The sequence below is a fragment of the Streptomyces diversicolor genome, assembly GCF_057537855.1.
On record NZ_BAAJXA010000024.1, the window covers coordinates 92,459 to 114,997 of the forward strand.

At 73.8% G+C, this 22,539-nt stretch carries 19 protein-coding genes; 7 read left to right on the forward strand and 12 right to left on the reverse strand.

The window, feature by feature from the left end; genetic code table 11:
* Window positions 1–406: 406 nt before the first annotated feature.
* Both AC27LF_RS27035 and AC27LF_RS27040 read right to left on the reverse strand, forming a co-directional pair.
* The gene (locus tag AC27LF_RS27035) at window positions 407–1,333 is read right to left on the reverse strand and encodes a MurR/RpiR family transcriptional regulator (RefSeq protein ID WP_479660919.1); all 927 of its coding nucleotides are present in this window, start codon (window positions 1,331–1,333) and stop codon (window positions 407–409) included.
* A 69-nt stretch (window positions 1,334–1,402) separates the two neighbouring features.
* On the reverse strand, window positions 1,403–3,151 hold the full coding sequence (locus tag AC27LF_RS27040; protein ID WP_479660920.1) for a phospholipid carrier-dependent glycosyltransferase: 1,749 nt from the start codon (window positions 3,149–3,151) through the stop codon (window positions 1,403–1,405).
* Window positions 3,152–3,530: 379 nt separating this feature from the next.
* Between AC27LF_RS27040 and AC27LF_RS27045 the strand changes: the two genes are divergently transcribed.
* From AC27LF_RS27045 to AC27LF_RS27055, 3 genes are all read left to right on the forward strand, one after another.
* Window positions 3,531–3,926, forward strand: a complete 396-nt coding sequence (locus AC27LF_RS27045; RefSeq protein WP_479660921.1) for a YybH family protein — start codon at window positions 3,531–3,533, stop codon at window positions 3,924–3,926.
* A gap of 110 nt (window positions 3,927–4,036) precedes the next feature.
* Complete coding sequence (locus AC27LF_RS27050) at window positions 4,037–4,777, forward strand: HAD family hydrolase (protein WP_479660922.1); 741 nt, start codon at window positions 4,037–4,039, stop codon at window positions 4,775–4,777.
* On the forward strand, window positions 4,774–7,116 hold the full coding sequence (locus tag AC27LF_RS27055) for a glycoside hydrolase family 65 protein (RefSeq protein WP_479660923.1): 2,343 nt from the start codon (window positions 4,774–4,776) through the stop codon (window positions 7,114–7,116). Before AC27LF_RS27050 ends, AC27LF_RS27055 begins: the two co-directional genes overlap by 4 nt.
* Before the next feature lie 361 nt (window positions 7,117–7,477).
* On the opposite strand, the gene AC27LF_RS27060 is transcribed toward AC27LF_RS27055, so the two are convergent.
* Entirely contained in the window at window positions 7,478–8,371 is an 894-nt protein-coding gene (locus AC27LF_RS27060) for a M48 family metalloprotease (protein ID WP_479660924.1), read from the reverse strand.
* Window positions 8,368–8,751: a BlaI/MecI/CopY family transcriptional regulator gene (locus tag AC27LF_RS27065; RefSeq protein ID WP_479660925.1), complete on the reverse strand. Its 384-nt coding sequence runs from the start codon at window positions 8,749–8,751 to the stop codon at window positions 8,368–8,370. The genes AC27LF_RS27060 and AC27LF_RS27065 overlap by 4 nt, the downstream gene beginning before the upstream one ends.
* Window positions 8,752–8,922: 171 nt before the next feature.
* Between AC27LF_RS27065 and AC27LF_RS27070 the strand changes: the two genes are divergently transcribed.
* The 3 genes from AC27LF_RS27070 (at window position 8,923) to prcB (ending at window position 12,345) form a co-directional block, all read left to right on the forward strand.
* Window positions 8,923–10,410, forward strand: a complete 1,488-nt coding sequence (locus AC27LF_RS27070) for a hypothetical protein (RefSeq protein WP_479660926.1) — start codon at window positions 8,923–8,925, stop codon at window positions 10,408–10,410.
* The gene (locus tag AC27LF_RS27075; protein ID WP_479660927.1) at window positions 10,407–11,354 is read left to right on the forward strand and encodes a lysylphosphatidylglycerol synthase domain-containing protein; all 948 of its coding nucleotides are present in this window, start codon (window positions 10,407–10,409) and stop codon (window positions 11,352–11,354) included. The genes AC27LF_RS27070 and AC27LF_RS27075 overlap by 4 nt, the downstream gene beginning before the upstream one ends.
* A gap of 136 nt (window positions 11,355–11,490) precedes the next feature.
* A complete protein-coding gene (gene prcB, locus AC27LF_RS27080; protein WP_479660928.1) occupies window positions 11,491–12,345 on the forward strand; it encodes a proteasome subunit beta in 855 nt (284 codons plus the stop codon).
* 36 nt (window positions 12,346–12,381) lie between these two features.
* On the opposite strand, the gene AC27LF_RS27085 is transcribed toward prcB, so the two are convergent.
* The 8 genes from AC27LF_RS27085 to AC27LF_RS27120 form a co-directional block, all read right to left on the reverse strand.
* The gene (locus AC27LF_RS27085) at window positions 12,382–13,122 is read right to left on the reverse strand and encodes a response regulator transcription factor (protein ID WP_479660929.1); all 741 of its coding nucleotides are present in this window, start codon (window positions 13,120–13,122) and stop codon (window positions 12,382–12,384) included.
* Between the two features lie 49 nt (window positions 13,123–13,171).
* On the reverse strand, window positions 13,172–14,158 hold the full coding sequence (locus AC27LF_RS27090) for a phosphatase PAP2 family protein (protein WP_479660930.1): 987 nt from the start codon (window positions 14,156–14,158) through the stop codon (window positions 13,172–13,174).
* The gene (locus AC27LF_RS27095) at window positions 14,155–14,757 is read right to left on the reverse strand and encodes a phosphatase PAP2 family protein (RefSeq protein WP_479660931.1); all 603 of its coding nucleotides are present in this window, start codon (window positions 14,755–14,757) and stop codon (window positions 14,155–14,157) included. Before AC27LF_RS27095 ends, AC27LF_RS27090 begins: the two co-directional genes overlap by 4 nt.
* Window positions 14,754–15,413 carry a DedA family protein gene (locus AC27LF_RS27100; protein WP_479660932.1) on the reverse strand — a complete coding sequence of 220 codons (660 nt, stop codon included), beginning with the start codon at window positions 15,411–15,413 and terminating at the stop codon, window positions 14,754–14,756. The genes AC27LF_RS27095 and AC27LF_RS27100 overlap by 4 nt, the downstream gene beginning before the upstream one ends.
* 127 nt (window positions 15,414–15,540) lie before the next feature.
* Entirely contained in the window at window positions 15,541–16,500 is a 960-nt protein-coding gene (locus AC27LF_RS27105) for a hypothetical protein (RefSeq protein WP_479660933.1), read from the reverse strand.
* A 13-nt stretch (window positions 16,501–16,513) separates the two neighbouring features.
* The gene (locus AC27LF_RS27110; protein WP_479660934.1) at window positions 16,514–17,986 is read right to left on the reverse strand and encodes an APC family permease; all 1,473 of its coding nucleotides are present in this window, start codon (window positions 17,984–17,986) and stop codon (window positions 16,514–16,516) included.
* Window positions 17,987–18,282: 296 nt separating this feature from the next.
* Window positions 18,283–19,686 carry a Si-specific NAD(P)(+) transhydrogenase gene (gene sthA / locus AC27LF_RS27115; protein WP_479660935.1) on the reverse strand — a complete coding sequence of 468 codons (1,404 nt, stop codon included), beginning with the start codon at window positions 19,684–19,686 and terminating at the stop codon, window positions 18,283–18,285.
* A 305-nt stretch (window positions 19,687–19,991) separates the two neighbouring features.
* Window positions 19,992–20,198, reverse strand: a complete 207-nt coding sequence (locus AC27LF_RS27120; protein ID WP_479660936.1) for a hypothetical protein — start codon at window positions 20,196–20,198, stop codon at window positions 19,992–19,994.
* A gap of 489 nt (window positions 20,199–20,687) precedes the next feature.
* Here AC27LF_RS27120 and AC27LF_RS27125 point away from each other — a divergent pair, with 489 nt between their 5' ends.
* Entirely contained in the window at window positions 20,688–22,532 is a 1,845-nt protein-coding gene (locus AC27LF_RS27125) for a glycoside hydrolase family 15 protein (RefSeq protein ID WP_479660937.1), read from the forward strand.
* Window positions 22,533–22,539: the final 7 nt, after the last annotated feature.

A 22,539-nucleotide genomic window follows, 5' to 3' on the forward strand; every position in this document is an offset into this window, starting at 1 on the left:
TGTGCTGCATCGTGCGGGGTGGTGCGACGGGTTCGGGCGGCCCCGGCCTAGGGGATGACCGGGGCCGCCACGGGCGAATCGCGCAGGCGATGCCCCACCGAACACCCCAGGTGCCGACGCGGGTAGGGAGCGACGGCTCGGGGTGCTCGTAGCGGGGCCCCGGGGGCCGGAGCCGGCGCGGTGAGCGGTGCGGCGGCGTGCGCATGGGCGGTCCGGCTTTCTCGGGGCGGTGCGACAGGTGCGTCCTGGGGTGCGGAACGCGCCCGGAGGGAAGCCGGGTGCGATCTGTTGAGCAGTATTTATATATGCCGTCGTCTTGGCAAGAAGCATGAAAACATTCATGCCGGATCTGTGGTGGATGATCCCGTTCGGTCCCGGTGACCGGCCGCCGCGGCGCCTTACTGGCTCAGTCCTTCAGGAAGAACTGGTGCTGCTCGGCGACCTGTTCGTACTCCTCAAGACGGGCCTGGGTACGCTCGGGATCGGCGTCCGTCATGGCCTGGAGCAGCGCCGCGGACAGCACGCCGGGCGCCGCGTAGGAGTCGAAGACCAGCCGTGAGCCGGTACCGGTGGCGAAGGTGACGTCCGCCTCGTCGGCCAGCGCGCCGAGCGCCAGATCGGTCACCAGGGCGACCCGCAGCCCGGCGCCGCGCGCGACCCGGATCGCGGTAAGGGTCTCCTGCGCGTGCCGCGGCATGCCGAACGCCAGGATCCAGGTGCCGCCCGCTTCCCGGGATTGCAGCAGCGCGTCGTACGCCACGCTCCCGCCGCGGGTCACCAGCCGTACATCGGGATGGATACGGCGGGCGGCGTAGGCGAAGTACTCGGCGAGCGACACGGAGATGCGCAGCCCGAGCACGGTGAGCGGGGTCGACCGGGACAGCTCGCGGCCCACCCGGATGACCCGGTCCGGATCGGCGAAGTCCCGTCGCAGATTCTCCAGGTTCGCGATCTCGGCGTCGACGGCCGCCTGGAGTTCGTTGCTGCGCATCACCTCGGCCGCCCCCGCGGCGCCGCCGGGGAGGGCGGCCAGCGCGATCGACTGGAGCCTTTCCCGCAACGCGGGGTAACCGCTGAAGCCCACGGCCGCGGCGAACCGGGTCACCGAGGGCTGGCTCACGCCCACCCGCTCGGCGAGATCGGTGATCGAAAGGAACGCGGCCTCGGTGATGTGCTCGATCAGGTACTGGGCGATCCGCCGCTGGCCCGGGGACAGCCCATGGCCGTCGAAAAGCTCTCTGAGCTGGGAGGTCGGTGCGGCTTCCGCCTCCGGCACGGTCTTGCCCGAGGTGATCGCGGACGCCTGCGCGCGTGCCTGCTGCGGCGATGGCACCGGGGTGCCTCCTTTGTCTCCCACGAAGACTCAACATAGCTCACGGACCGTGGCCGCCAGGGGCGTGGCTCAGCGCCGGTAGATCATGATCGAATGGCCGACCTGGTCGATGGGGCGGCTGCTGTCGATCAGTTCGGCCAGCCTTCCGCGGGCCTTGGCGACCGACGAGTCGGACACGACGAGCACACCGCGCACCTCGGACGGCGGCACCCGGCGCGGATCGGCCGCGTGGATGCCGTAGTACGCGGGTACCCCACTGCCCTTGTAGACGAGCCAGATCCGCTCGCCCCGGTACCGCTCGGCGAGCCGGTCCGCGAGCCGGCCCAGGTCCTGACCCCAGTCCACATTGGAGTCGTGCAGCCGCAGATGGGTGTGCCCGGGCCCGCCGAACGCCTCGTTGGAGTACGGCAGACAGGCGGGGTAGGTGCGCAGCGCACTGACGGCGGCGAACACCACCAGCGCCCCCGTGACCACCGGGCCCCACCGCCACCGCGCCGCGAGCACACAGGCCGCCGCGACCGCCAGGAACATCGGTACGAACACGGCGTAGCGGGTGCCGAAGTCCCGTGACCCGGTCATCGCCGCGGCCAGCAGCACCGCGGGCGGCAGCAGCAGATACGGCGCCGCGGGCCGCAGCCGGCGCACCGTCACGACCGCCGCGGCCCCGGCCGCCCCCAGCGCGAGCAGCCCGAGGGGCGTCTTCACCAGCAGGGCGGCCGGAAGGTAGTACCAGAGGGAGCCCGTGTACAGCCGCCCGAACAGGAAGCCCTGCCAAGGGTGTTCCTCCAGGCCGAACTGCATCCGCAGGCCCACCCGGTACGCCTCCGGGACAGGCAGCAGCCCGACCAGACGCCCGCGCAGCCCGTGCAGGGCGGGCACCGGCTCCGCCGGAGCGAGGCGCAACCGCGGATCGACGGCCAGATAGACGGCCCACACCACGGCGACCGCGGTCACCGCCACGACCGCGGCGCCGGCCGCGCACGCCGCCGGCGTCGCGCGCCGGCCGGTCCGCCCCGCCGCGCCCCGGGCATGCCGCACCGACACCGCGGCCAGCGGCATCAGCACCAGGACCGCGGGCAGCGCGCTCATCTTGGTCGCCACGGCGGCGCCGAGCGCCGCACCGGCGAGCGGCAGACACCGCCAGGGCCGCCGCCGCGCCCGCCACACCAGCCAGACCGACGTCAGCACGAACCCGGCCGCCGGAACGTCCAGCGTGGCCAGCGAGCCATGCGCGATGACGTCCGGACAGAAGGCGTACAGGGCGAGCGCGACCAGCCCGCCCACCGGTCCGGCGACCTCGCGCGCGAAGGCCAGGACGACCAGCCCGAACAGCAGCGTCAGCGCGATCACCGGCAGCCGGGCCCACAGCATCAGCCGCCACGGGTCGTTGCCGGACTCGTACAGCAGATGCCGCCCCACCTGGCCCTGGGTACCGGTGTACGAGGAGTCGTAGCGCGGATCGGCCACCGCCACCCCGGCCATGACGACGAGCTTGCCGAGCGGCGGATGCTCGGGATTGAGCCGCAGCCGGTGCTCGTGCAGGTAGTCCGCGGCGGCGGCCACGTACACCGGCTCGTCGATGGTCGGCGTCTGCTGCACGGCCGCGGTCACCATCGCCACGGCCGACTGCCCGAGCAGCAGCACCACGAGGAGCGGCACCGGCCAGCGCCTGGGGCGGCGCAGCGCCGCGCGCAGCCGCCACCCGAACGCGGACTTCGCGCACGCCGGCGGCGGGGGCGCGCCGCCGTCGGACGCCTCAACGGTCTTGGGTGTCCCGGGGTTCTCGGGTGCGCGGACCGAGCCCTGTTCGTGTGCCATCTGCCGCCCCGCGGCGCCGAGTCGGCCGGCGGCCGGAGCGATCAGGGGCCGCGTCCCGGCCCCGCCGCCGCCCCGCTCCCGCCGCCGGGCACGTCACCGCTTCACGCGTCGTACCGGCAGACCCTCTGCCGTACACACCGGTACGGCCCGCGACCGGCCGCGGTTCAGCCCGAGGCGGCCGAACCACCCCCGGACGCGGGCCCATCCGGCTCGCGTCCGCCGCCGGGGACGGCCCGGCCGTCCGCACCGGGGCGTGCGCCGCGGGATGGCCCGCTGTGATCCCGCGCGGGCCCGCGGTGCGCCGATGAGTTTCCGCGCGGCCCCCGGTCCTCATCTCGACGCCCCCGCCGCCGGGCGGGGCAGGAAGGAGCACCGGACCATGTCCGACGACGAGACACAGATCCGCGGCCTGATCACCCGCTGGGCCGAGGCCGTCCACCGCGGCGACCTCGACGGCGTGGCCGCCGCACACACCGACGACGTCGTGCTGTTCGACGTGCCGCCGCCGCACGACGGGGTGCGCGGACTGGCCGCCTACCGGGAGGTCTGGCCGCCCTTCTTCGTCTGGCAGGCCGAGGGCGCCTGTTTCGAGATCGACTCCCTCGACGTGACGGCCGGCACCGATGTCGCCTTCGCGCACGCCCTGTTGCGCTGCGGCACCCCGGCCGAACTCGCCGAACACCCCACCCGGCGGCTGCGCCTGACCATCGGGCTGCGCAAACGGGACGGCCGCTGGCTGATCGCCCACGAACACCACTCCTTCCCACACGGCTGACCGGCGCGCCGCTCCGGGACGCCGCGGCCGGGTATGAGTTCGCCGAGAACGACACCCGATGTGGCACGCGCCACTCCGTGCCGGGCTTGTTGTGGGGAACAGTGCTGGGTATGACACAGCTCGGTCTGCCCGACTCCATCCTCGCCTGCCTGTTCGACCTGGACGGCGTCGTCACCAAGACGGCCGTCGTGCACGCCGCCGCCTGGAAGGAGACGTTCGACGCCTTCCTGCGCGAGCGGGAGGGCGAGCACGTCCGCCCCTTCGACGCCACCGCCGACTACGCCGAGTACGTCGACGGCCGCCCCCGGGCCGACGGCGTGCGCACCTTCCTGGCCGCCCGCGGCATCGAACTGCCCGAGGGGCACCCCGACGACCCGCCCGACGCCGCCACGGTGCACGGCCTCGGCAACCGCAAGAACCGGCTGCTCCTGGCGAAGATCCGCACCGAGGGCGTCGAACCGTACGAGGGCACGCTGCGCTACGTCGAGGCTGTCCGGGCCCACGGGCTGCGCACCGCGATCGTCTCCTCCAGCGCCAACACCGTGGACGTGCTGCGCTCGATCGACGCCGAGCACCTTTTCGACGTCCGTATCGACGGTGTGGTCGCCGCCGAGCGCCGGCTGCCGGGCAAGCCGCACCCCGACACCTTCCTCGCCGCCGCCCGCGATCTGGGCGTGCCAGCGGCGCGGGCCGCCGTGTTCGAGGACGCCCTGGCCGGGATGGAGGCGGGCCGCAGCGGCCACTTCGGGTACGTCGTCGGCGTCGACCGGGTCGGCAGCTCCGACGCCCTGTACGCGCACGGCGCCGACGTGGTCGTCGCGGACCTGGCCGAACTGGGGGGCAACCAGTGATCACCCAACGGGCGTACACCGTCGAACCGTGGGCCGTGCGCGAGACGGACCTCGGCCTCGACGTCCTGGCGCAGAGCGAGTCCGTGTTCGCCCTGTCCAACGGGCATGTCGGCTGGCGCGGCAACCTCGACGAGGGCGAACCGCACGGGCTGCCCGGCAGCTACCTCAACGGCGTGCACGAACTGCACCCGCTGCCGTACGCCGAAGCCGGCTACGGCTACCCGGAGTCCGGTCAGACCGTCATCGACGTCACCAACGGCAAGATCCTGCGGCTGCTGGTCGACGACGAGCCGTTCGACCTGCGCTACGGCCGGCTCGTCAGCCACGAGCGGACGCTGGACCTGCGCCGCGGCGTCCTGGAGCGGACCTGTGAGTGGACCTCACCGGCCGGTTCCACCGTCCGGGTCCGCTCGACGCGGCTGGTCTCGCTCACTCAGCGGGCGGTGGCCGCCGTGGCCTACGAGGTGGAGGCCGTCGGACGTCGCACCCGCGTGGTGATCCAGTCGGAGCTGGTCGCCAACGAGCAACTGCCCGAGTCCGACGCCGATCCGAGGGCGGCGAAGGCGCTGCAGTCGCCGCTGGAGCCGGAGGAGGACTTCGCCTCGGGACACCGGCTGCGTCTTGTGCACCGCACCCGGCGCAGCGGTCTGCGGGTCGCCGTGGCCGCCGACCACACGGTCGCCGGACCCGAGGGGACCACGACACGCAGCGAGAGCACGCAGGACGTGGCCCGGCTGACGGTCACCTCCGTGCTGGAGCCGGGCGCGCGGCTGCGGGTGCAGAAGCTGGTCGCGCACGGCTGGTCCGGGACCCGCTCGCTGCCCGCGATGAGCGACCAGGTCGACGCCGCCCTCGCCGCCGCCGCGCACGGCGGCTGGCCGGGCCTCCTCGGCGAACAGCGTGCCTTCCTGGACGACTTCTGGGAGCGCGCGGACGTCGAGGTGGACGGCGACGAGGAGATCCAGCAGGCCGTGCGGTTCGCGCTGTTCCATGTGCTGCAGGCCGGTGTCCGCGCCGAACGGCGGGCGATTCCCGCCAAGGGGCTGACCGGATCGGGCTACGACGGGCACGCGTTCTGGGACACGGAGATGTTCGTGCTGCCCGTGCTCACCTACACCGCGCCCGAGGCGGTCGCCGAGGCGCTGCGCTGGCGGCACGACACACTGCCCGCCGCCCGTGAACGGGCGGCCCAACTCGGTCTGGAGGGCGCCGCGTTCCCCTGGCGCACCATCGCCGGCTCGGAAGGTTCGGCGTACTGGCCGGCCGGCACCGCCGCCTTCCATGTGAACGCGGACATAGCAGACGCCGTGGTGCGCTACGTGACCGTCACGGGGGACCGGCGCTTCGAACGCGAGGCGGGCGTGGAACTGCTGGTGGAGACAGCCCGGTTGTGGCGCTCCCTGGGCCACCACGACCAGCACGGCGCCTTCCACATCGACGGCGTGACCGGCCCGGACGAGTACAGCGCGGTCGTCGACGACAACACCTACACCAACCTCATGGCCCGCGCGAACCTGCTGGCCGCCGCCGACGCCGTCGAACGCCACCCGCGGCAGGCGGAGCTGCTCGGCGTCGACGCGGAGGAGAGCGCCGCCTGGCGGGACGCGGCCGAGGCCATGCACATCCCGTACGACGACGAACTCGGCGTGCACGAACAGCACGCCGGCTTCACCCGCCACCAGCGCTGGGACTTCGCCCGCACGCGCCCCGACCAGTACCCGCTGCTGCTGCACTTCCCGTACTTCGACCTCTACCGCAAACAGGTGGTCAAGCAGGCCGACCTGGTGCTGGCCATGTACACATGCGGCCAGTTCTTCGACGAGGAGCACATCGCGCGGAACTTCGCCTACTACGAAGCGCTCACCGTGCGGGACTCCTCCCTGTCGGCGTGCTGCCAGGCCGTCATCGCCGCACAGGCGGGCCATCTCGGGCTCGCCCACGACTACGCGGCCGAGGCGGCGCTGATGGATCTGGCGGACCTGGAGCACAACACGCGCGACGGGCTGCACATCGCGTCGCTCGCCGGGACCTGGATGGCGCTGGTGGCGGGCTTCGGCGGACTGCGCACGCAGGGCGACGGGGTGCGGTTCGCGCCGCGACTGCCCGAGCGGATCAGCCGGCTCGCCTTCAACCTGTGTCTGTTCGGCCGCCGCCTGCGGGTGGAGATCCAGGCGGACAAGGCGACCTACACGCTGCTGGACGGGCCGCCGCTCGCGCTCCACCACCACGGGGAACCGCTGACGGTGCGCACCGACGGACCGGTGATCCGCGCCGTACCACCACTCACCCCACGCCCGGCCCCCGCCCAGCCCGAACACCGCCGCCCGCACCACACCTGAGGCCCCCTGCCGAAGGCGGGCCCGAGCCACGGAGGAGGGGGTCCGCCGCGCGACGCCGCCGGACACCGAACCGGACGCTGGCGTCCGGTGGGCCCCGGCCAAACGACGGTGGGCGCGGACAGCGGGTCAGGCGGCGGTGGGTGGCGGGCGCCGGGCAGGAGGACGGTGGGCGCGGGCAGCGGGTCGGACGGCGGTGGGTGGCGGGCGCCGGGCCGGAGGATGGTGGGCGGTGGGCCCTCGGGCCGGACGACAGCGGGCGCCGGGCAGCGGGTCGGCGTGGCGGTATCCGCGGGCTGGCCCGGCCGCCCGGCGCTCCCGCACACCGCGTCCGCGCGGGCCGCGGACGGCGCGTGCGGGCTGATCAGAGGAGGGCGTTGGTCAGGGGGATGAGGAGGTCGTCTGTGGCGTCGGCGGCGCAGAGGGTGGCGAGGGTGCCCAGGGCGAGGACGGCGAGTGCGGCGGACCACAGGTGTGGGGGCGGTGCCGTCTGCAGGGCGGCGACCCGTCGGGCGACGGCACGCTCCGCGAAGCCGAGCGCACACACCGGCCGGGCGCGGCCCGCGCTGAGCGCGGCCCGGGCCAGGGCACGCGCGGCGGTCCCGCGGTCCCCGACCGCTCCCGCGGCCTGCTCGTCGGCCCAGCGCTCCACAAGGAACGCCACGGCCCGGCGGGTCGGGGCGAGCAGAGGGTCGGCCGCGGCGGCCAGCGTCACCGCCGTCACCAACGCCCCGTGGCGGTGGGCGAGATGGGCCCGCTCATGGGCGAGCAGCACCCGCCGCTCGGCCGGCTCCAGCGCGCCCAGCATGGCGGAGGTCACCAGAATCCGCCCCGGACGGCCCGGGATGGCGAACGCCCGCGGCACGGGGGAGGCGGCGACGATCAGCTCGGTGTCCGCGGGATGCCCCTCGGCGAGGCACCGCAGGGCCCGCCGGGTGGCGCGTTCGGCCCGCACCGCGCGGTGCACCCGCCACACGACGACGGCCAGCGCAGCGCACGCCGCGATGCCGATCGCCCCGGGCACCGGGTCGGCCAGCCGGTGCCCGTCCTCGCGGGCCTCGGCGACCACCGGGGGCGCGCTGCCCACCAGCGCGGTGGCGAGCAGCACCAGGGACCAGACGGTGGCCGCCGCGGTGAGCACGGCCGCGGCGGTGAGCACGCGGGCGGCCAGCGCCGGGGCCATCCGGCGGCCGATCACCGGGCTGACGGCGGGCAGCAGCAGCGACAGCAGCACCGGTGCGTACACGTCCACCCTCATGCGCCGCCCCCGCCCAGCAGGTCGCGCAGGGCCCGCTCCTCCTCGGCGCTCAGCCCCGTCACGAACTGCTGGAGGGCGGCGATCGGATCCGGGCCCCGGTCCAGGGCCTCGTGCATGGCCTCGGCGGTCAGCTCGGCCGCGTTCTTCGCCGGCCGGTACGCGCCGCGCCGCCCGTCGGCGTCCCGCACCACAAGCCCCTTGTCGTACAGCCGTTTGAGGATGGTGTGCACCGTGTTGTAGGCGAGCCCGCCGTCGATGTCCGCCTGGACCTCGGCGGGGGTCAGCGGCCGTTCGGTCGCCCAGAGCGCGGCCAGCACCTCGCTCTCCAACTCCCCGGCGCTGCGCCGTTCCGCCCTGCCGCGGGAATCCGTGCCAGCCATGCCCCCAACCTTACAGCGCGTAGGGCCGTCCTCCTTATGGCCGTAGACGCGCCGCACGGCCGGGCGAGGAGGGTTATTTTGCTCGTGTTTGTCCTCGGCTCCCGCCCTCGGCACTACAGCCTGTAGGGTGTTCGGGAACCCTACACACTGTAGGGCTGGAGGGGTGGATCGATGGCCGGCAGCGCGAACGTCGCACTCACCGGGGCGCGCCGCGACGGACGGCGCCCACGGTCCGGCGCCACCCGCACGGTCCGCGCTGACCGCCCACTGGCCGCCGTGGCCGCCGCCTTCACCCTCGCGCAACTCGTCCTCGTACGGCCCGCGATGGGCCTCGGCTGGGACGAGACCGTGTACGTCAGCCAGGTCAGCGGGCATGCCCCCGCCGCCTTCTTCAGCGCGCCCCGCGCCCGCGGCATCTCCCTGCTCGTCGCACCGGTGACCAGTTGGTCCTCGTCCACGCCGCTGCTGCGCGGCTATCTCGCGGTGCTCTCCGGGCTCGCCCTGTTCCTGGCGCTGCGCGCCTGGCGGGGCCTGTTCCCGATGCGTGTCCTGGCCCTCGCGGGCGCCCTGTTCGCCTCCCTGTGGGTGACGCTCTTCTACGGCCCGCAGGCCATGCCCAACTACTGGGTCGCGGTCGGCGCGCTCGCCGCCGTGGCCTGCTTCCTGCGTGCCCGCTCCGACCGGGCCGACCGCGCCGCGCTGTGGGGCCTGGCCGTGAGCGCGGCGCTGATGGCCTGGATGCGGCCCACCGACGCGGTCTGGACCACCCTGCCGCTGCTCGCCGCCGCCCTGTACCGCCGCCACTGGCGCCCGCTCGCCGCCCTCCTGGCCGGTCTCGCGGCCGGCGCCGTCGAGTGGGTCGTCGAGGCGTACGTGAGCTACGGCGGCCTCGCACGGCGGCTGTCCGACGGCTCGGACATCCAGGGCGGCCTCGGCTGGCACCTCGCCGTCGCCGACCAGCTGCGTAGCCTCGGCGGCCGGGCCCTGTGCCGGCCGTGCACCGGGGCGATGCCGCATCCGCTGGTCACGGTGTGGTGGTTCGTGCTGCCCCTGCTCGCCCTGTACGGCCTGGCCGTCGCCGTACGGGCCCGGCGCACCGCCGGCACCCTGCTGCCCTCGGTCTGCGCGGCCACCGCCGCCTTCCCCTATCTGTTCCTGATCGGATACGCGGCGCCCCGCTTCCTGCTGCCCGCCTACGCCCTGCTCGCCGTCCCGGTGGCCGGCGCGCTCGTCCACCTGGTGACCGTGGCCGGCCGGGCCCGGCGGACGGCGGCCGTCGGCCTGGTCGCGGCCGGGCTCGTCGCACATCTCGCGGTGCAGATCGCCGTGTTGGAGCACACCGTCGCGCGCACCACAGCCGCCCACCGCGACTGGGCGCGCACCGCGGCCGAACTGCACCGCCTGGGCGTCCGGCCGCCCTGCCTGCTCACCGGGCAGGACGCCATCCCGATCGCCTTCTACGCGGGCTGCTCCTCGGCCGCGACCTCGGGCCACAACGCCAACACCACCCGGGCGGGCATCGAACAGGCCGCGCGGCACACCCCCGTGGCCACGCTCGTGACGGCGGACAGCCGGCCACCCGCGTACGCGCGCTCCTGGCCGTCCACGGCCTTCGGCGGACTGCGCATCTACCACGTCACACCGGCGGCCGGCTCATGACGGCCCCCGCGGACCTCGCCACCGCGGCCGGCCGACGGCGCGCGTACTGGCACACCGGCTGCTGCCTCGCCGTCCTCGTCGTCGCCGCCTTTCTGGCCCGGCGGCTCTGGCCCACCGTCGAGACGGGCGCCGTGCGCCTGGCCGTCGCCGACCAGGGCTGGCTGCTGGTGGGTGCCACCGCGGCGGTCGCCACCTGGGCGTCCTCGGCACTCGCCCAGCAGGGCGCGGTGCCGTGCCGGCTGCCCGGCGGCCGGCTGGTGGCCGCCCAGTTCGCCGCCTCCGCCGCCAACCATGTGCTGCCCGCCGGGCTCGGCGCGGGTGCCGTCAACCTCCGCTTCCTGATGCGCTGCGGGCTCCCGGCGGGCCGCGCGGCGAGCGCCCTCGCGGTCAAGGCCACCGCGGGCGCCGCCGCCCGCGGCGCGCTGATCGCGGTGCTCGCCGCGGCCTGCCCGGGCCTGCTGCGCCTGCCGCGCATCCCCCCGGTCGCCTTCGGCGCCGTGCTCGCCGCGGTCGCCCTCCTTGCGGTGCTGCCGCGCACGCGGCTGTGGCCCCGCTGCCGGCGGGCCGTCGGCGCGATGCTCGCGGACATCCGCGCCGTGCACGCGAACCCGCCCCGCGCCGCCGCCCTGTGGGGCGGCTCGCTGGCCTTCGCCGCGCTGCACTCCCTGGTGCTGATCGCCGTCACCCAGGCCGTCGAACTGCCGCTGTCCCCGCTCCGGGTGGCGCTGCTGTACCTCGCCGCCAGCAGCGCCGCCGCCCTGCTGCCCACGCCGGGCGGCATCGGCTCTCTGGACGCCGCGCTCGCCTTCGCGCTCACCGTCAACGGGGCCCCGGGCGCCGCGGCGGCCTCCGCCGTGCTCGGCTACCGTCTGCTGACGGTGTGGCTGCCCCTTGTTCCTGGCCTGCTGGTGCTCGGGGTGCTGATGCGGCGCAACGCGCTGTGAGCGGCACGGCGTTTCCCGCCGGCCCGCGCCAGGTAGGAGTCGGATGCCGGCGCAGGCCGCACCGGACGACGCCGCACAACGCCGGCAACGACGAACAACCAACGACAACGGACGACGACGGACGAGGGGGAATGCCATGGTGGGAGACGACACCGGCGGGCGGCTGGGGGAGGAGTTCTTCACAGCCGGCAGCGCGTCCTTCACCGAGTTCCTGGCCGCGCACCGGCCCGAGCTGCTGCCGACGCGCCGCCCCTTCCCGGACGGGGTACGGGCCGCGGACGACCGGTTCCCGCACGGCACCACGGTCCTCGCCCTCGCCTACCGCGACGGCGTGCTGATCGCCGGCGACCGCCGGGCCACCATGGGCAACCTGATCGCCCAGCGCGACCTGGAGAAGGTGCACCCCGCGGACGACCACGCGGCGGTCGCGTTCGCCGGCACGGTCGGTCTCGCGCTGGACATGGTGAAGCTCTATCAGGTCGAGCTGGCGCACTTCGAGAAGATAGAGGGCACCCCCATGACCCTCAACGCCAAGGCGACCCGGCTGGCCGGCCTGATCCGGCAGAACCTCGGCCAGGCCATGCAGGGCCTCGCGGTCGTCCCCCTGCTCGCCGGATACGACCCGTCGGCGCCCGAGGGGCGGCGGGGCCGCATCTTCAGCTTCGACGTCGCAGGCGGCCGCTACGAGAAGTCCGACTTCCACGCGGAGGGCTCCGGTTCCCCGTACGCGCGTGGCGCGTTGAAGAAGCTGTTCCGGCCCGGCATGCCCCGCCGTGACGCCGCACTCGCGGCCCTCCAGGCGCTGTACGACGCGGCGGACGACGACTCGGCGACCGGCGGTCCCGACATCAACCGACGGATCTTCCCCCGGGTCTCCGTCATCACCGAGGACGGCTTCGAGCGGCTGTCCGAGACCGAGACGGAAGCGCTCAGCCACGCGATGGTCGAACAGCGCCGCAGCCGCCCGGACGGCCCCGGCACCACCCCCTGACCGGCCCGCGGCGCACGGGCGGTCGCGGACGGCCCCCTAGGCAAGGTCCGTCTCCAACCGGTAGGCGCGCCCGCGCACGGTGGAGATCCGGGGCAGCCGCACCGGACGCGGCGCGGTCCTGGCCGCGTCGGCCAGGCGGCGGCTCAGGCTCGCCACGGTGACGTCGAGCGCCGCCGCCGGTCCCGCGGGGTCCTCCACCCGTGCCCGTGCCGCAAGGAGTTGCCCGGTCACGGCCGTGTCCGCGTACCGGGCGAGCACGACGAGCACGGCGAACTCCTCGGGCGGCAGCGGGACTTCGGCACCGCCCACGGTGCAGCGCCGGGCCGCCACATCGATCACGAGGTCGCCGAGGCGGACCGGATCGCTCAGCGGGGCCACCGAGTACCGGGGGCGCAGATGCACCCGCAGCCGGCTCAGCAGCGCGTCGAGGCCGAACGGCTTCGCCAGATGGTCGTCGGCGCCCGCCTCCCGCCCGGTGACCACGTCGGCGCCGTCCTCGCGGGAGGTGAACACGACGATCCGCAGATGCGGGAACCGGTCCCGCATCCTGCGGACCACGTCGAGGCCGTCCGTGTCCGCCGGCCCCAGGTCAAGCAACAGCGCGTCGTACGGCGCCCGTTCGGCCTCGGCCAGCGCATCGGCCCCGGTGCGGAGCCAGGTCGGCGCGTAGCCGTTGCCGCGCAGCCCGCTCTGAAGCCGGTGGCCGAACGTGTCGTCGTCCGCGACGAGCAGGAGGCGGAAGGGGCGGGGGTCCGGTGTTGCCGCGGGTGTGCGCATGACCGCCAGCGTAGAGCGGGCGCCCCGCGCGGGGAGCGGCGGCGGGCGCTCAGGACGCGTTCAGGTTTCCGATGGCACCGCCCGCCGCGGCGACGGACGGCGGGGCCGCGGCCGGCGGCGCGGCGCGCCTGAGCGCCGCGCGCGGCCGGGCGGCGAGTTCGGTCAGGCGGAAGGGCTTGGGGAGACAGTCGTCCCCGCCGGCGGAGAACCCCGACAGCCGGTCCGTCAGTCCGCCAGGATCTTGGGGCGCGTCTTCCTCGCTCGTCACCTTCGTCGCGTTCATCGAGTCCGTTGCGTTCCTCGCGCCGGTCGTGCCCGTCTCGCCGGTCGTGCCCGTCGTGCCCGTCGTGCCGGTCGCGTCGGTCTCGCCGGTCGTGCTCGCCCGGCCGGTGACGAGCCGGGCGGGCAGCCACCGGGCCGCCGCGTACAGGCAGACGCCGAGCCAGCCGACGGCGAACAGCCAGCCGCCGAGCACATCGGTGAACCAGTGCACCCCGAGATGGACCCGGGTCAGCCCGACCAGCACGCCCCAGCAGCCGACGGCCAGGCACAGGGGCGTTCTGCCGCGCGGGGCGCGCACACAGACCGCGAGGATCACCAGCCCGGCGGTGAGGGCCGCCGTGGTGCTGTGGCCCGAGGGGAAGGCCCAGCCCGAGGCGTGCGTCTGCCAGTCGGGCCGGGGCGGGCGGGCCCGTGCGACCAGTTCCATGACGCCGTAGCGCGCGGCCTGTCCCGCGCCGAGGCAGGCCGCGCCCAGCAGCACGGCGGCAAGCCGCTGCCGCGCGGTGCGCCTCGCGACCAGCGCGGCCACCACCACCAGGGCGTACGGCAGCACCCCCGTGCCGGTGGCGGTCAGCCCGCGGGCCACGGCCAGCGCCACGGCAGGCCGGTGGCCGAGGGACCAGTGCAGCAGGGCCTCGTCCGGGAACAGCGGGGCGCCGTGACCGCCGGCCACGACCGCGGCCAGCACCCCGAAGGCGGTCCAGGCGCCGAGTGCGATGCCGCCCGCGAGCCCGGCCATGCCCTTGCTGTTCATGACACCAGGAGCGGGCGCAGCCGGGTCGCCGACAGCCGGTCGGCGATCCCGCTCGGCCATCGCCGCAGCACCGTCATCGCCACGAACGCGACGAGCCCGCCGAGCACGACGCCCGCGAGCACGTCGTGCGGATAGTGCACGCCGATCCACACCCGGGAGACCGCCATGGCGCCCGCGGCCAGGGCGGCGACGGCGCCCAGCCGGCGCGAGACGAAGCACAGGGCCACCGCCGCGGCGGCCGCGATCGCCGCGTGATTGCTCGGGAACGACCAGTCGCCCGGCGCCGGACACGCCTCCAGCGTGCTGACCCGCAGGCTCCGGCACGGCCGGCTCTCCCGCACCAGCGCCTTCAGCCCGGTGTCCACGCCGAACGCCACGAGCACCACCACCGGAACGGCCAGGGCCGTCATCGCCGCCCCCGCACCCGAGCGGCGCGAGCGCCACCAGCCGATGGACATCAGCACCGCGAAGAGGGCCAGGCCGTAGGCCGACCAGGCCGTCACCGCGCCGTCGAGCCAGCCGGGCGAGCGGTGCGCCAGCGCCACGACGTCCGTATAGGACTCCCCGTCGAGCGCCACGGGCGAGAACGCGAGGATCATCGGGCCTCCTTCGCCGCCTTGCGGGAACGCAGCACCTCGGCGACGAGCGGAAGCAGGGACACCACCACGATCACCGCGATCACCGGCAGCAGATAGCGGTCGATGTTCGGCACGGAGGAGCCCAGCGCATACCCGGCGAGGGTCAGACCGACGCTCCACACCAGTCCGCCGATCACCTGCCACACCGTGAACGTCCGGGCGGGCACGCCGAGTGCCCCGGCCATCGGATTGAGCACCGTGCGCACCACGGGTACGAACCGGGCGAGGACGATCGCCTTCGCGTGCCCGTAGCGGTCGAGCAGTTCCTCGGCGCGCCGCGCGCCCTCGTGCAGCCGCGCCGAGCGGCTGCGCGCGAGCAGGGTGCGGCCCGCGTTGCGGCCGAGCAGATACCCGCACTGCGAGCCGGCCAGCGCCCCCACCGCGGCGGCGACCAGCAGCGGCGCCAGGGACAGCCGCAGCCCCTGGTCGGCGGTGCCGGTGCACAGCAGACCCGCCGTGAACAGCAGCGAGTCGCCGGGCAGGAAGAAACCGATCAGCAGCCCCGTCTCGGCGAAGAGCACCACGCCGACGCCCAGCACGCCGAAGGCGGCCAGCAGCGAGTGGGCATCCAGCACGTTGACAGCGAGCTGCGACGACAGGTGTGCAGCAGTGATCATCGTCGCGCGCCCCTTCATTCGACTACATGGATGTAGACGGTCTACGAAACTGTAGACGATCGACGGGCGTTCCGTGTTCCCGCGGCCTGTCGCACGGCTTCCCGCGCCCCTTCGGGGGCGCTGTGCGTCACCCTCGCAGGCCCAGGTCGCCGCGCCGGCGCAGGAGCTGCTTCTCCGGGTCGCCCGTGTACGACCACGGGGTGCGGGTGGCGCGGCGGCCCATCATGCGCAGCGCGGCCGAGGCGATGTCCGTGGTACCCGCGTGGCAGGCCGCATGCGCGAGGTGGTTCAGATCGCGCAGTTCCCCCGGGGCGACGGCGGCCTCGCCCCGGCCCGCGAGCCACCGCAGCCAGGTGCGGCGCACATCGCTGACCGCGCCGTCGTGGCTCCAGTGCTGGCCCAGGCCGACCGCCCCCTGCACCCCTGACGCGCCGTCCAGCGCGTACCGGAACTCCTCGACCCGGGCGTACTGCACCAGCACCGGCAGCGCGCAGCCGGGCGGCGCGACCCCCGCCGCGTCCCGGGCGAAGTCGTACATCAGGCCATGGCTGCCGTGCCAGCGCGCCGAATAGTAGTGCAGCACCTGGAGGTGGCCCTCCACGCTGTAGCGGTCACGCCGGTGCAACTCGTCCCACCAGCGGGCCAGTTCCCGCCGCCGTACCCCCGTCGGATACAGCCGGGCCACCGAGATCAGCGAGACCCACGGCGTCGGGTCCTCGGGCCATGCCTCGGCGGCCCGCAGGCAGGCCAGCACGGCGGTGTCGATCCGTTCCCGGTCGATCGGCACACCCCGGCCCGCCGCGATGGCCAGTGTGAAGGCCCGTACCGTCTCCGTCGCCGCGCGCAGCACCAGCGCGTCGGCGCTGTGCGGCTCCGCGGCCAGCCAGGTCTCCACCGTCGTACTGCCCGCGCACGCCTGGGCCAGCAGCCGCACCCGGTGCCCGCGCGCGAGCCAGTCGGCGCCGGTGGCCCGCAGCAGATCACGCGGCCCCTGCCAGCGGCCGATCACGATGTCGTGGCGGGCGGAGGTGAGCAGCGCGTCCCCGCAGTCGGGGTCGAAGTCGGGCGTGAAACGTTCCCGCGCCATCGGACCGGCCCCCTCAGAAGTCCGTGGGCAGGCCCTCGTGGACACGGGACCGCGCGACCGCGCGGTCGTCGAGGACGTACCCGGCCTCGACGGTGCGCGCGGCGTCCAGCCTGGCCGGCCGGTAGTAGTCGCTGCCCCGGTGCCAGTACCAGAGCATCGGCACCAGTCCGACGGCCAGACCGCCGATGCCGATCGCCACGGCGGCGCCGCTGAGTTCGCCCAGTGACTCGACGAAGACCCAGAACATGAACAGCGAGCCGAACAACGGCCACAGACCGCCGAGGACGAACCTGGCAGGCGAGGTGAACAGCAGCTTGCGGTAGGCGACGACCGCCGCGAGCCCGGCAAGGCCGTAGTACACGGCGATCTGCAGACCGATCGCCGAGATCGCGTCGGAGAGGATGTCACCGACCGAGCCGAGGGCGTTGGCGGCGACGAGCATCGCCAGCGCCACCACGCCGACCACGGTGATCGCCACCCAGGGCGTGTTCCAGGTGCGGTGCACCCGGCCCAGCACGGACGGCATCGTGCGGTCCCGGCCCATCGCGAACAGCGACCGCGTCACCTGGATCAGCGTCGTCTCCAGCGTGGCGACGGTGGACAGCATCACCGAGACGATCAGCAGCCTGCCGCCCCAGCCGGGCCAGATCTCCTCGCCGAGCACGGCCAGCACATTGGCCGAGTTCCGGGCGATCTGTCCCGAGGAGAGGATGACGTTCGCGGCGATCGTGAACGCCTCGAACAGCAGGAACACCACGCCAAGGCCGATCAGGCCCGCAAGTCCGGTCGTACGACGGCTGTTGCGGGTCTCCTCGCTCAGGTTGCTCGCGACGTCCCAGCCCCAGTAGTAGAAGGCGGCGATCAGCGCGCCCGAGGCGAACCCGGACGTCCCGTCGAACTGGCCGAAGCCCAGCCAGGACCAGTCGAACGGGCGGGCGTTGCCGGTGTGCAGGACGGCCAGCACCGCGAACAGCGTCAGCAGGGCCAACTCCGCGCCGGACACCAGCAGTTGCGCCCGTACGGTGATCCGGGCACCGCCCAGCACGACGCCGAGCATGAGCAGGAACCAGCCCGCGCCCACCGCCGTGGCGAGCGCGGTGTCCTCGGCCAGCCCCTCGTCGAACAGCGCGAGCGTCATCGAACCGGCGGGCAGCGAGCCGGCCACCATGAAGAGGGTCGCCGAGACCACCAGCGCCCAACCGCTGACGAAGCCCAGGCACGGATGGAGTGTGCGCCCCACCCATGAGTAGCTGGCGCCCGCGTTCACATCGATCCGGCCGAGCTGCGCGAACGCCAGCGCGATGCCCAGCATCGGGATCGCGCAGTACAGCAGCGCCGCCGGGCTGGCCAGGCCCACCGCGCCGACCAGGACGGCGGTGGTGGCGGCCAGCGAGTAGGCCGGGGCGCTGCCCGCGACGGCCATGACGACGGTGTCGAACGTACCGAGGGCGTTGGCCTGCAGCCCTCTGCCCCTGCTGTTGCTCATGGTTGCGCTGCTTTCCGGTCGTGCACGGCGCCCGGGCGGCCCGGCCCGACGGCGTACGAAGTGGGGGGGAGCGGACCCGTCACGGACCCGGAGAGGGATGGCCTCAAGGTCGCGGGCGGGCCCAGGGGAGGAAAGGAGGCGGTGGGCACCGTTCAGCCCTGCGTCGGCGTACGGTTACACCGAGTGTGGGTGTGATGATAGCGGTGCCCCTCGGCACTTCAGGATCGACCGGCCGGTCATGTCATGGATCGCCGTTTCCCCCAACTCCTGCCTGCGCGAACGCCCTTCGCGGCCGGTCAGTCGGCCAGCCGGTCGATCTGCCGCAGCTTGTTGGTGGCGTCGAGGGCGGCGACCTTGTACGACTCGGCGAGCGTCGGGTAGTTGAAGACCGCGTCGACGAGATAGTCGACCGTTCCGCCGCAGCCCATCACCGACTGCCCGATGTGGATCAGCTCGGTGGCGCCCGTGCCGAAGCAGTGCACCCCGAGCAGCGTGCGGTCCTCGGCGGAGACCAGCAGCTTGAGCATGCCGTGCGAGTCGCCGATGATCTGCCCCCGGGCCAGCTCCCGGTAGCGGGCCACGCCGACCTCGAACGGCACCCGGTCCTCGGTGAGCTGGTCCTCGTTGCGGCCGACGAAGCTGATCTCCGGGATGGTGTAGATGCCGATCGGCTGCAACTGGTGCATGCGCCCGACCGGCTCACCGCAGGCGTGGTAGGCCGCCGCCCGGCCCTGCTCCATCGAGGTCGCGGCGAGCGCGGGGAAGCCGATGACGTCACCCACGGCGTAGATGTGCGGCACCGCGGTGCGGTAGTGCTCGTCCACCGCGATCCGGCCGCGCCGGTCGGCGGTCAGGCCCGCCTTGTCCAGGTCGAGTTCGTCGGTGAGGCCCTGCCGGCCCGCGGAGTACATCACCGTGTCCGCGGGGATCTTCTTGCCGCTCTCCAGGACCGTCAGGGTGCCGCGGGGATGGCGTTCCACCGCGGCGACGGTCTCCCCGAACCGGAAGGTGACGGCGAGGTCCCGCAGATGGTACTTGAGCGACTCGACGACCTCGACATCGCACATGTCCAGCATGCCCGGGCGCCGTTCGACGACCGTCACCTTGCTGCCCAGCGCGGCGAACATGCTGGCGTACTCCATGCCGATGACCCCGGCGCCGACGATCACCATGGACCGCGGCACCCGTTCCAGGGACAGCACATTGTCCGAGTCCATGATCGTACGTCCGTCGAACTCGACGCTGTCCGGCCTGGCCGGGCGGGTACCGGTGGCGATCACGAGGTGCTCGGCGCTCAACAGCCGTTCGTGTCCGGTGACTTCGCGCAGCGCGACGGTGTGCGGGTCGAGGAAGCGGCCCGTGCCGGCGAACAGGGAGACGTGGTTGCGGGACAACTGGCTGCGGATGACGTCCACTTCGCGGCCGACCACGTGCTCGGTGCGCGCGGTCAGGTCCGCGACCGTGATGTCCTCCTTCAGCCGGTAGCTCTGCCCGTACAGGTCCCGCTGGGTGAGGCCGGTCAGGTACAGCACCGCCTCGCGGAGCGTCTTGGAGGGAATGGTGCCGGTGTGGATGGAGACCCCGCCGACCATGTCGGGGCGGTCGACGACGGCGACCCGGCGGCCGAGCTTGGCCGCGGCGATGGCGGCCTTCTGGCCGCCGGGTCCGGATCCTATGACGAGCATGTCGAAGTCGGGCACCCACCGGAGTCTGACACCCCCGAGCCCCCGCGGAAAGCCCCACAACGGCCCGGACCGCCCCCGCCGAGAACGCGAGCACGCACCCGCGCACGGTCCTGATGACGGCGCCACCGGCGGGACGGGCGAGCAGCCGGGTGGTCTCGCGGGGTTTCACCGCTGCGGCCGGGGCGACGTCGGTGGGAGCGCCGACGCCGTCGCGTGTCGCGCAGCCGGACAGCGCCGGCAGCAGGGACAGGGTGAGCGCCATGACGGCCGTGGATGCCGCCGGGCGCGGCCGTCGGCGTCACGCAGGAGGTGACCGTGTGCTACGGCAGCAGTTTCTCGATGGCGGCCGGGCCCTCCGCGGCCAGTTTGCGGCGGGCCCATTCGAGGGTGGCCGGAGTGATGTCCCTGCCGGCGGCGAGGACCAGGTCCTCCGGGCCGATGCCGGAGCCGGGGGCGGAGTGGAGCAGGGCGTCCGGGGTGCAGTGGTCGCCGGGCGACTTGGATGTCTCGGGTTCTGACGTCGACATGATGTCTCCTCCTCGGGTCCGTGTGGCCGCATCGGTACCCGTGCCGCGAGAGCGTGGCACTCTCTCACAATTCACCGCCAAGCCCCACCCTGCATCCGGAAGAGCGCCCTCACCTCGCCGCAGTCGCGCCTCGCCCCGCCGCCCGTCCCGCAGACCCGCCCGTCTCGCAGACCCGCACGCCCCGCCTCGCCCGGCCCGCCCCGTCCGCCGTCCGCCTCGCGGACGCGCCGGCCACCAGGCTCGCGGACCCGTCCCGTCCACCACCCGGCTCCCGGACGCCCCTGCCGCCCGCGCACGCGCCCGCCGCCCGCTCGCTTCGCCCGCCGCGTGGCTCGCGGACGCGCCGTTCGTCGCCCGCGCCGCTGACGTGCCGCTCGCTGACGCGGCGCCGCTCGGCCCGCGGGCGCGGGATCGTGGGCGCGCCGTCGGAAAAGTTTCGCTTTTAAGCTGGAAGCAGTCCGCACGCCCGTTGGCCGGGAGGCTGCCGCGATGTCCGAGACGCCGTTTCGCCGGGACGAACCCGGCAACCCCCGCTATCTGCCGATCGCCGAGCACGGACTGATCGGCGACCTGCAGACCGTGGCCCTGGTGGGCAGCAACGGCACGATCGACTGGTACTGCTGCCCGTCCTTCGACGCCCCCAGCGTCTTCGCGGCGATCCTGGACGCCGAGCGCGGCGGAGCCTTCGAGCTGGCGGCGGCCGTACCGGCCCGGACCAAGCAGTTCTACTTCCCCGACACCAACGTGCTGATCACCCGCTTCTTCACCGAGGACGGCGTGGGCGAGGTCCAGGACTTCATGCCGGTGACCGGAGAGCCCGCCGGCTCCGCCGAAGGCGACCGGCACCGCCTGATCCGTCGCGTCGTGTGCGTCCGCGGAGCCGTACCCTTCCGGGCCCGGGTGGCCCCCCGCTTCAACTACGGCGCCGACCCGCACGCCGTGCTCATGCGGAACGGCAGCGCCCTGTTCGAGTCACCGGAGCTGTCCCTGTGGCTCACCTCCACCGTGGCGCTGGAGAGCGACGGCGTGGACGCCAGGGCCGACTTCAAGCTCGCCGAGGGCGAGTCCGCGGTGTTCGCCCTCGACCGGGTCGGCGACGCCGTGGCCCCCCGCGGCTGCGCCCAGATGGAGGCCGAGCACGAGTTCGCCGCCACGGTCGCCTACTGGCGCCGCTGGCTGCACCAGTCCCGCTACCGCGGACGCTGGCGCGAGATGGTGCACCGCTCGGCGCTCACCCTGAAACTGCTCACCTACGCGCCGACCGGCGCCATCGTCGCCGCCCCCACCACCAGCCTCCCCGAGCAGGTCGGCGGCGAACGCAACTGGGACTACCGCTATGTCTGGGTGCGCGACGCGGCCTTCTGCGTCTACGCGCTGCTGCGGCTGGGCTTCAGCAGCGAGGCCGAGGGGTTCATGCGCTTCCTGACCACCCACATCAGCGTCGGCGACGGCGGTGCCTCCGGGCCGCTGCAGATCATGTACGGCATCGACGGCCGCGCCGACCTGCCCGAACGTGAGCTGCCGCACCTGGAGGGCCACCAGGGCTCCGCTCCGGTCCGGGTCGGCAACGCCGCCGCCGACCAGCTCCAGCTCGACATCTACGGCGCCCTCATCGACTCGGTCTACCTCTACGACAAGTGGGCCCAGCCCATCCCCAGCGACCAGTGGGACGACGTGTGCCATCTGGTGGACTGGGTCTGCGACAACTGGGACCAGCCGGACGAGGGGGTGTGGGAGACCCGGGGAGGGCGCAAGAACTTCCTGTACTCGCGGCTGATGTGCTGGGTGGCCATCGAACGCGCCATCCGCCTCGCCAACCGGCGCGGACTGCCCGCCGACCTGCCCCGCTGGCGGCGGAGCCGCGACTCGATCTACCGGCGGATCATGGACCACGGCTGGTCGGCGACGCGCCATGCCTTCGTCCAGTACGAGGACGGCGACGTACTGGACGCCTCCCTGCTGATGATGCCGCTGGCCAAGTTCATCGCGCCCACCGACCCGAAGTGGCTGTCCACCCTGGACGCGCTGACCGAGGACCTGGTCTCCGACTCGCTCGTCTACCGCTACGACCCGCAGGCCAGCCCGGACGGACTGCGCGGCGACGAGGGCACCTTCTCGATCTGCTCGTTCTGGTACGTCGAGGCGATGGTGCGCGCCGGGCGTCTTGAGGAGGCCCGGCTGGCGTTCGAGAAGATGCTCACGTACGCCAACCACCTGGGCCTGTACGCGGAGGAGATCGGCCGCACCGGCGAGCAGCAGGGCAACTTCCCGCAGGCGTTCACCCACTTCTCGCTGATCAGTGCCGCCTACAACCTGGACCGCGCCCTCGGCTGACCGGGAG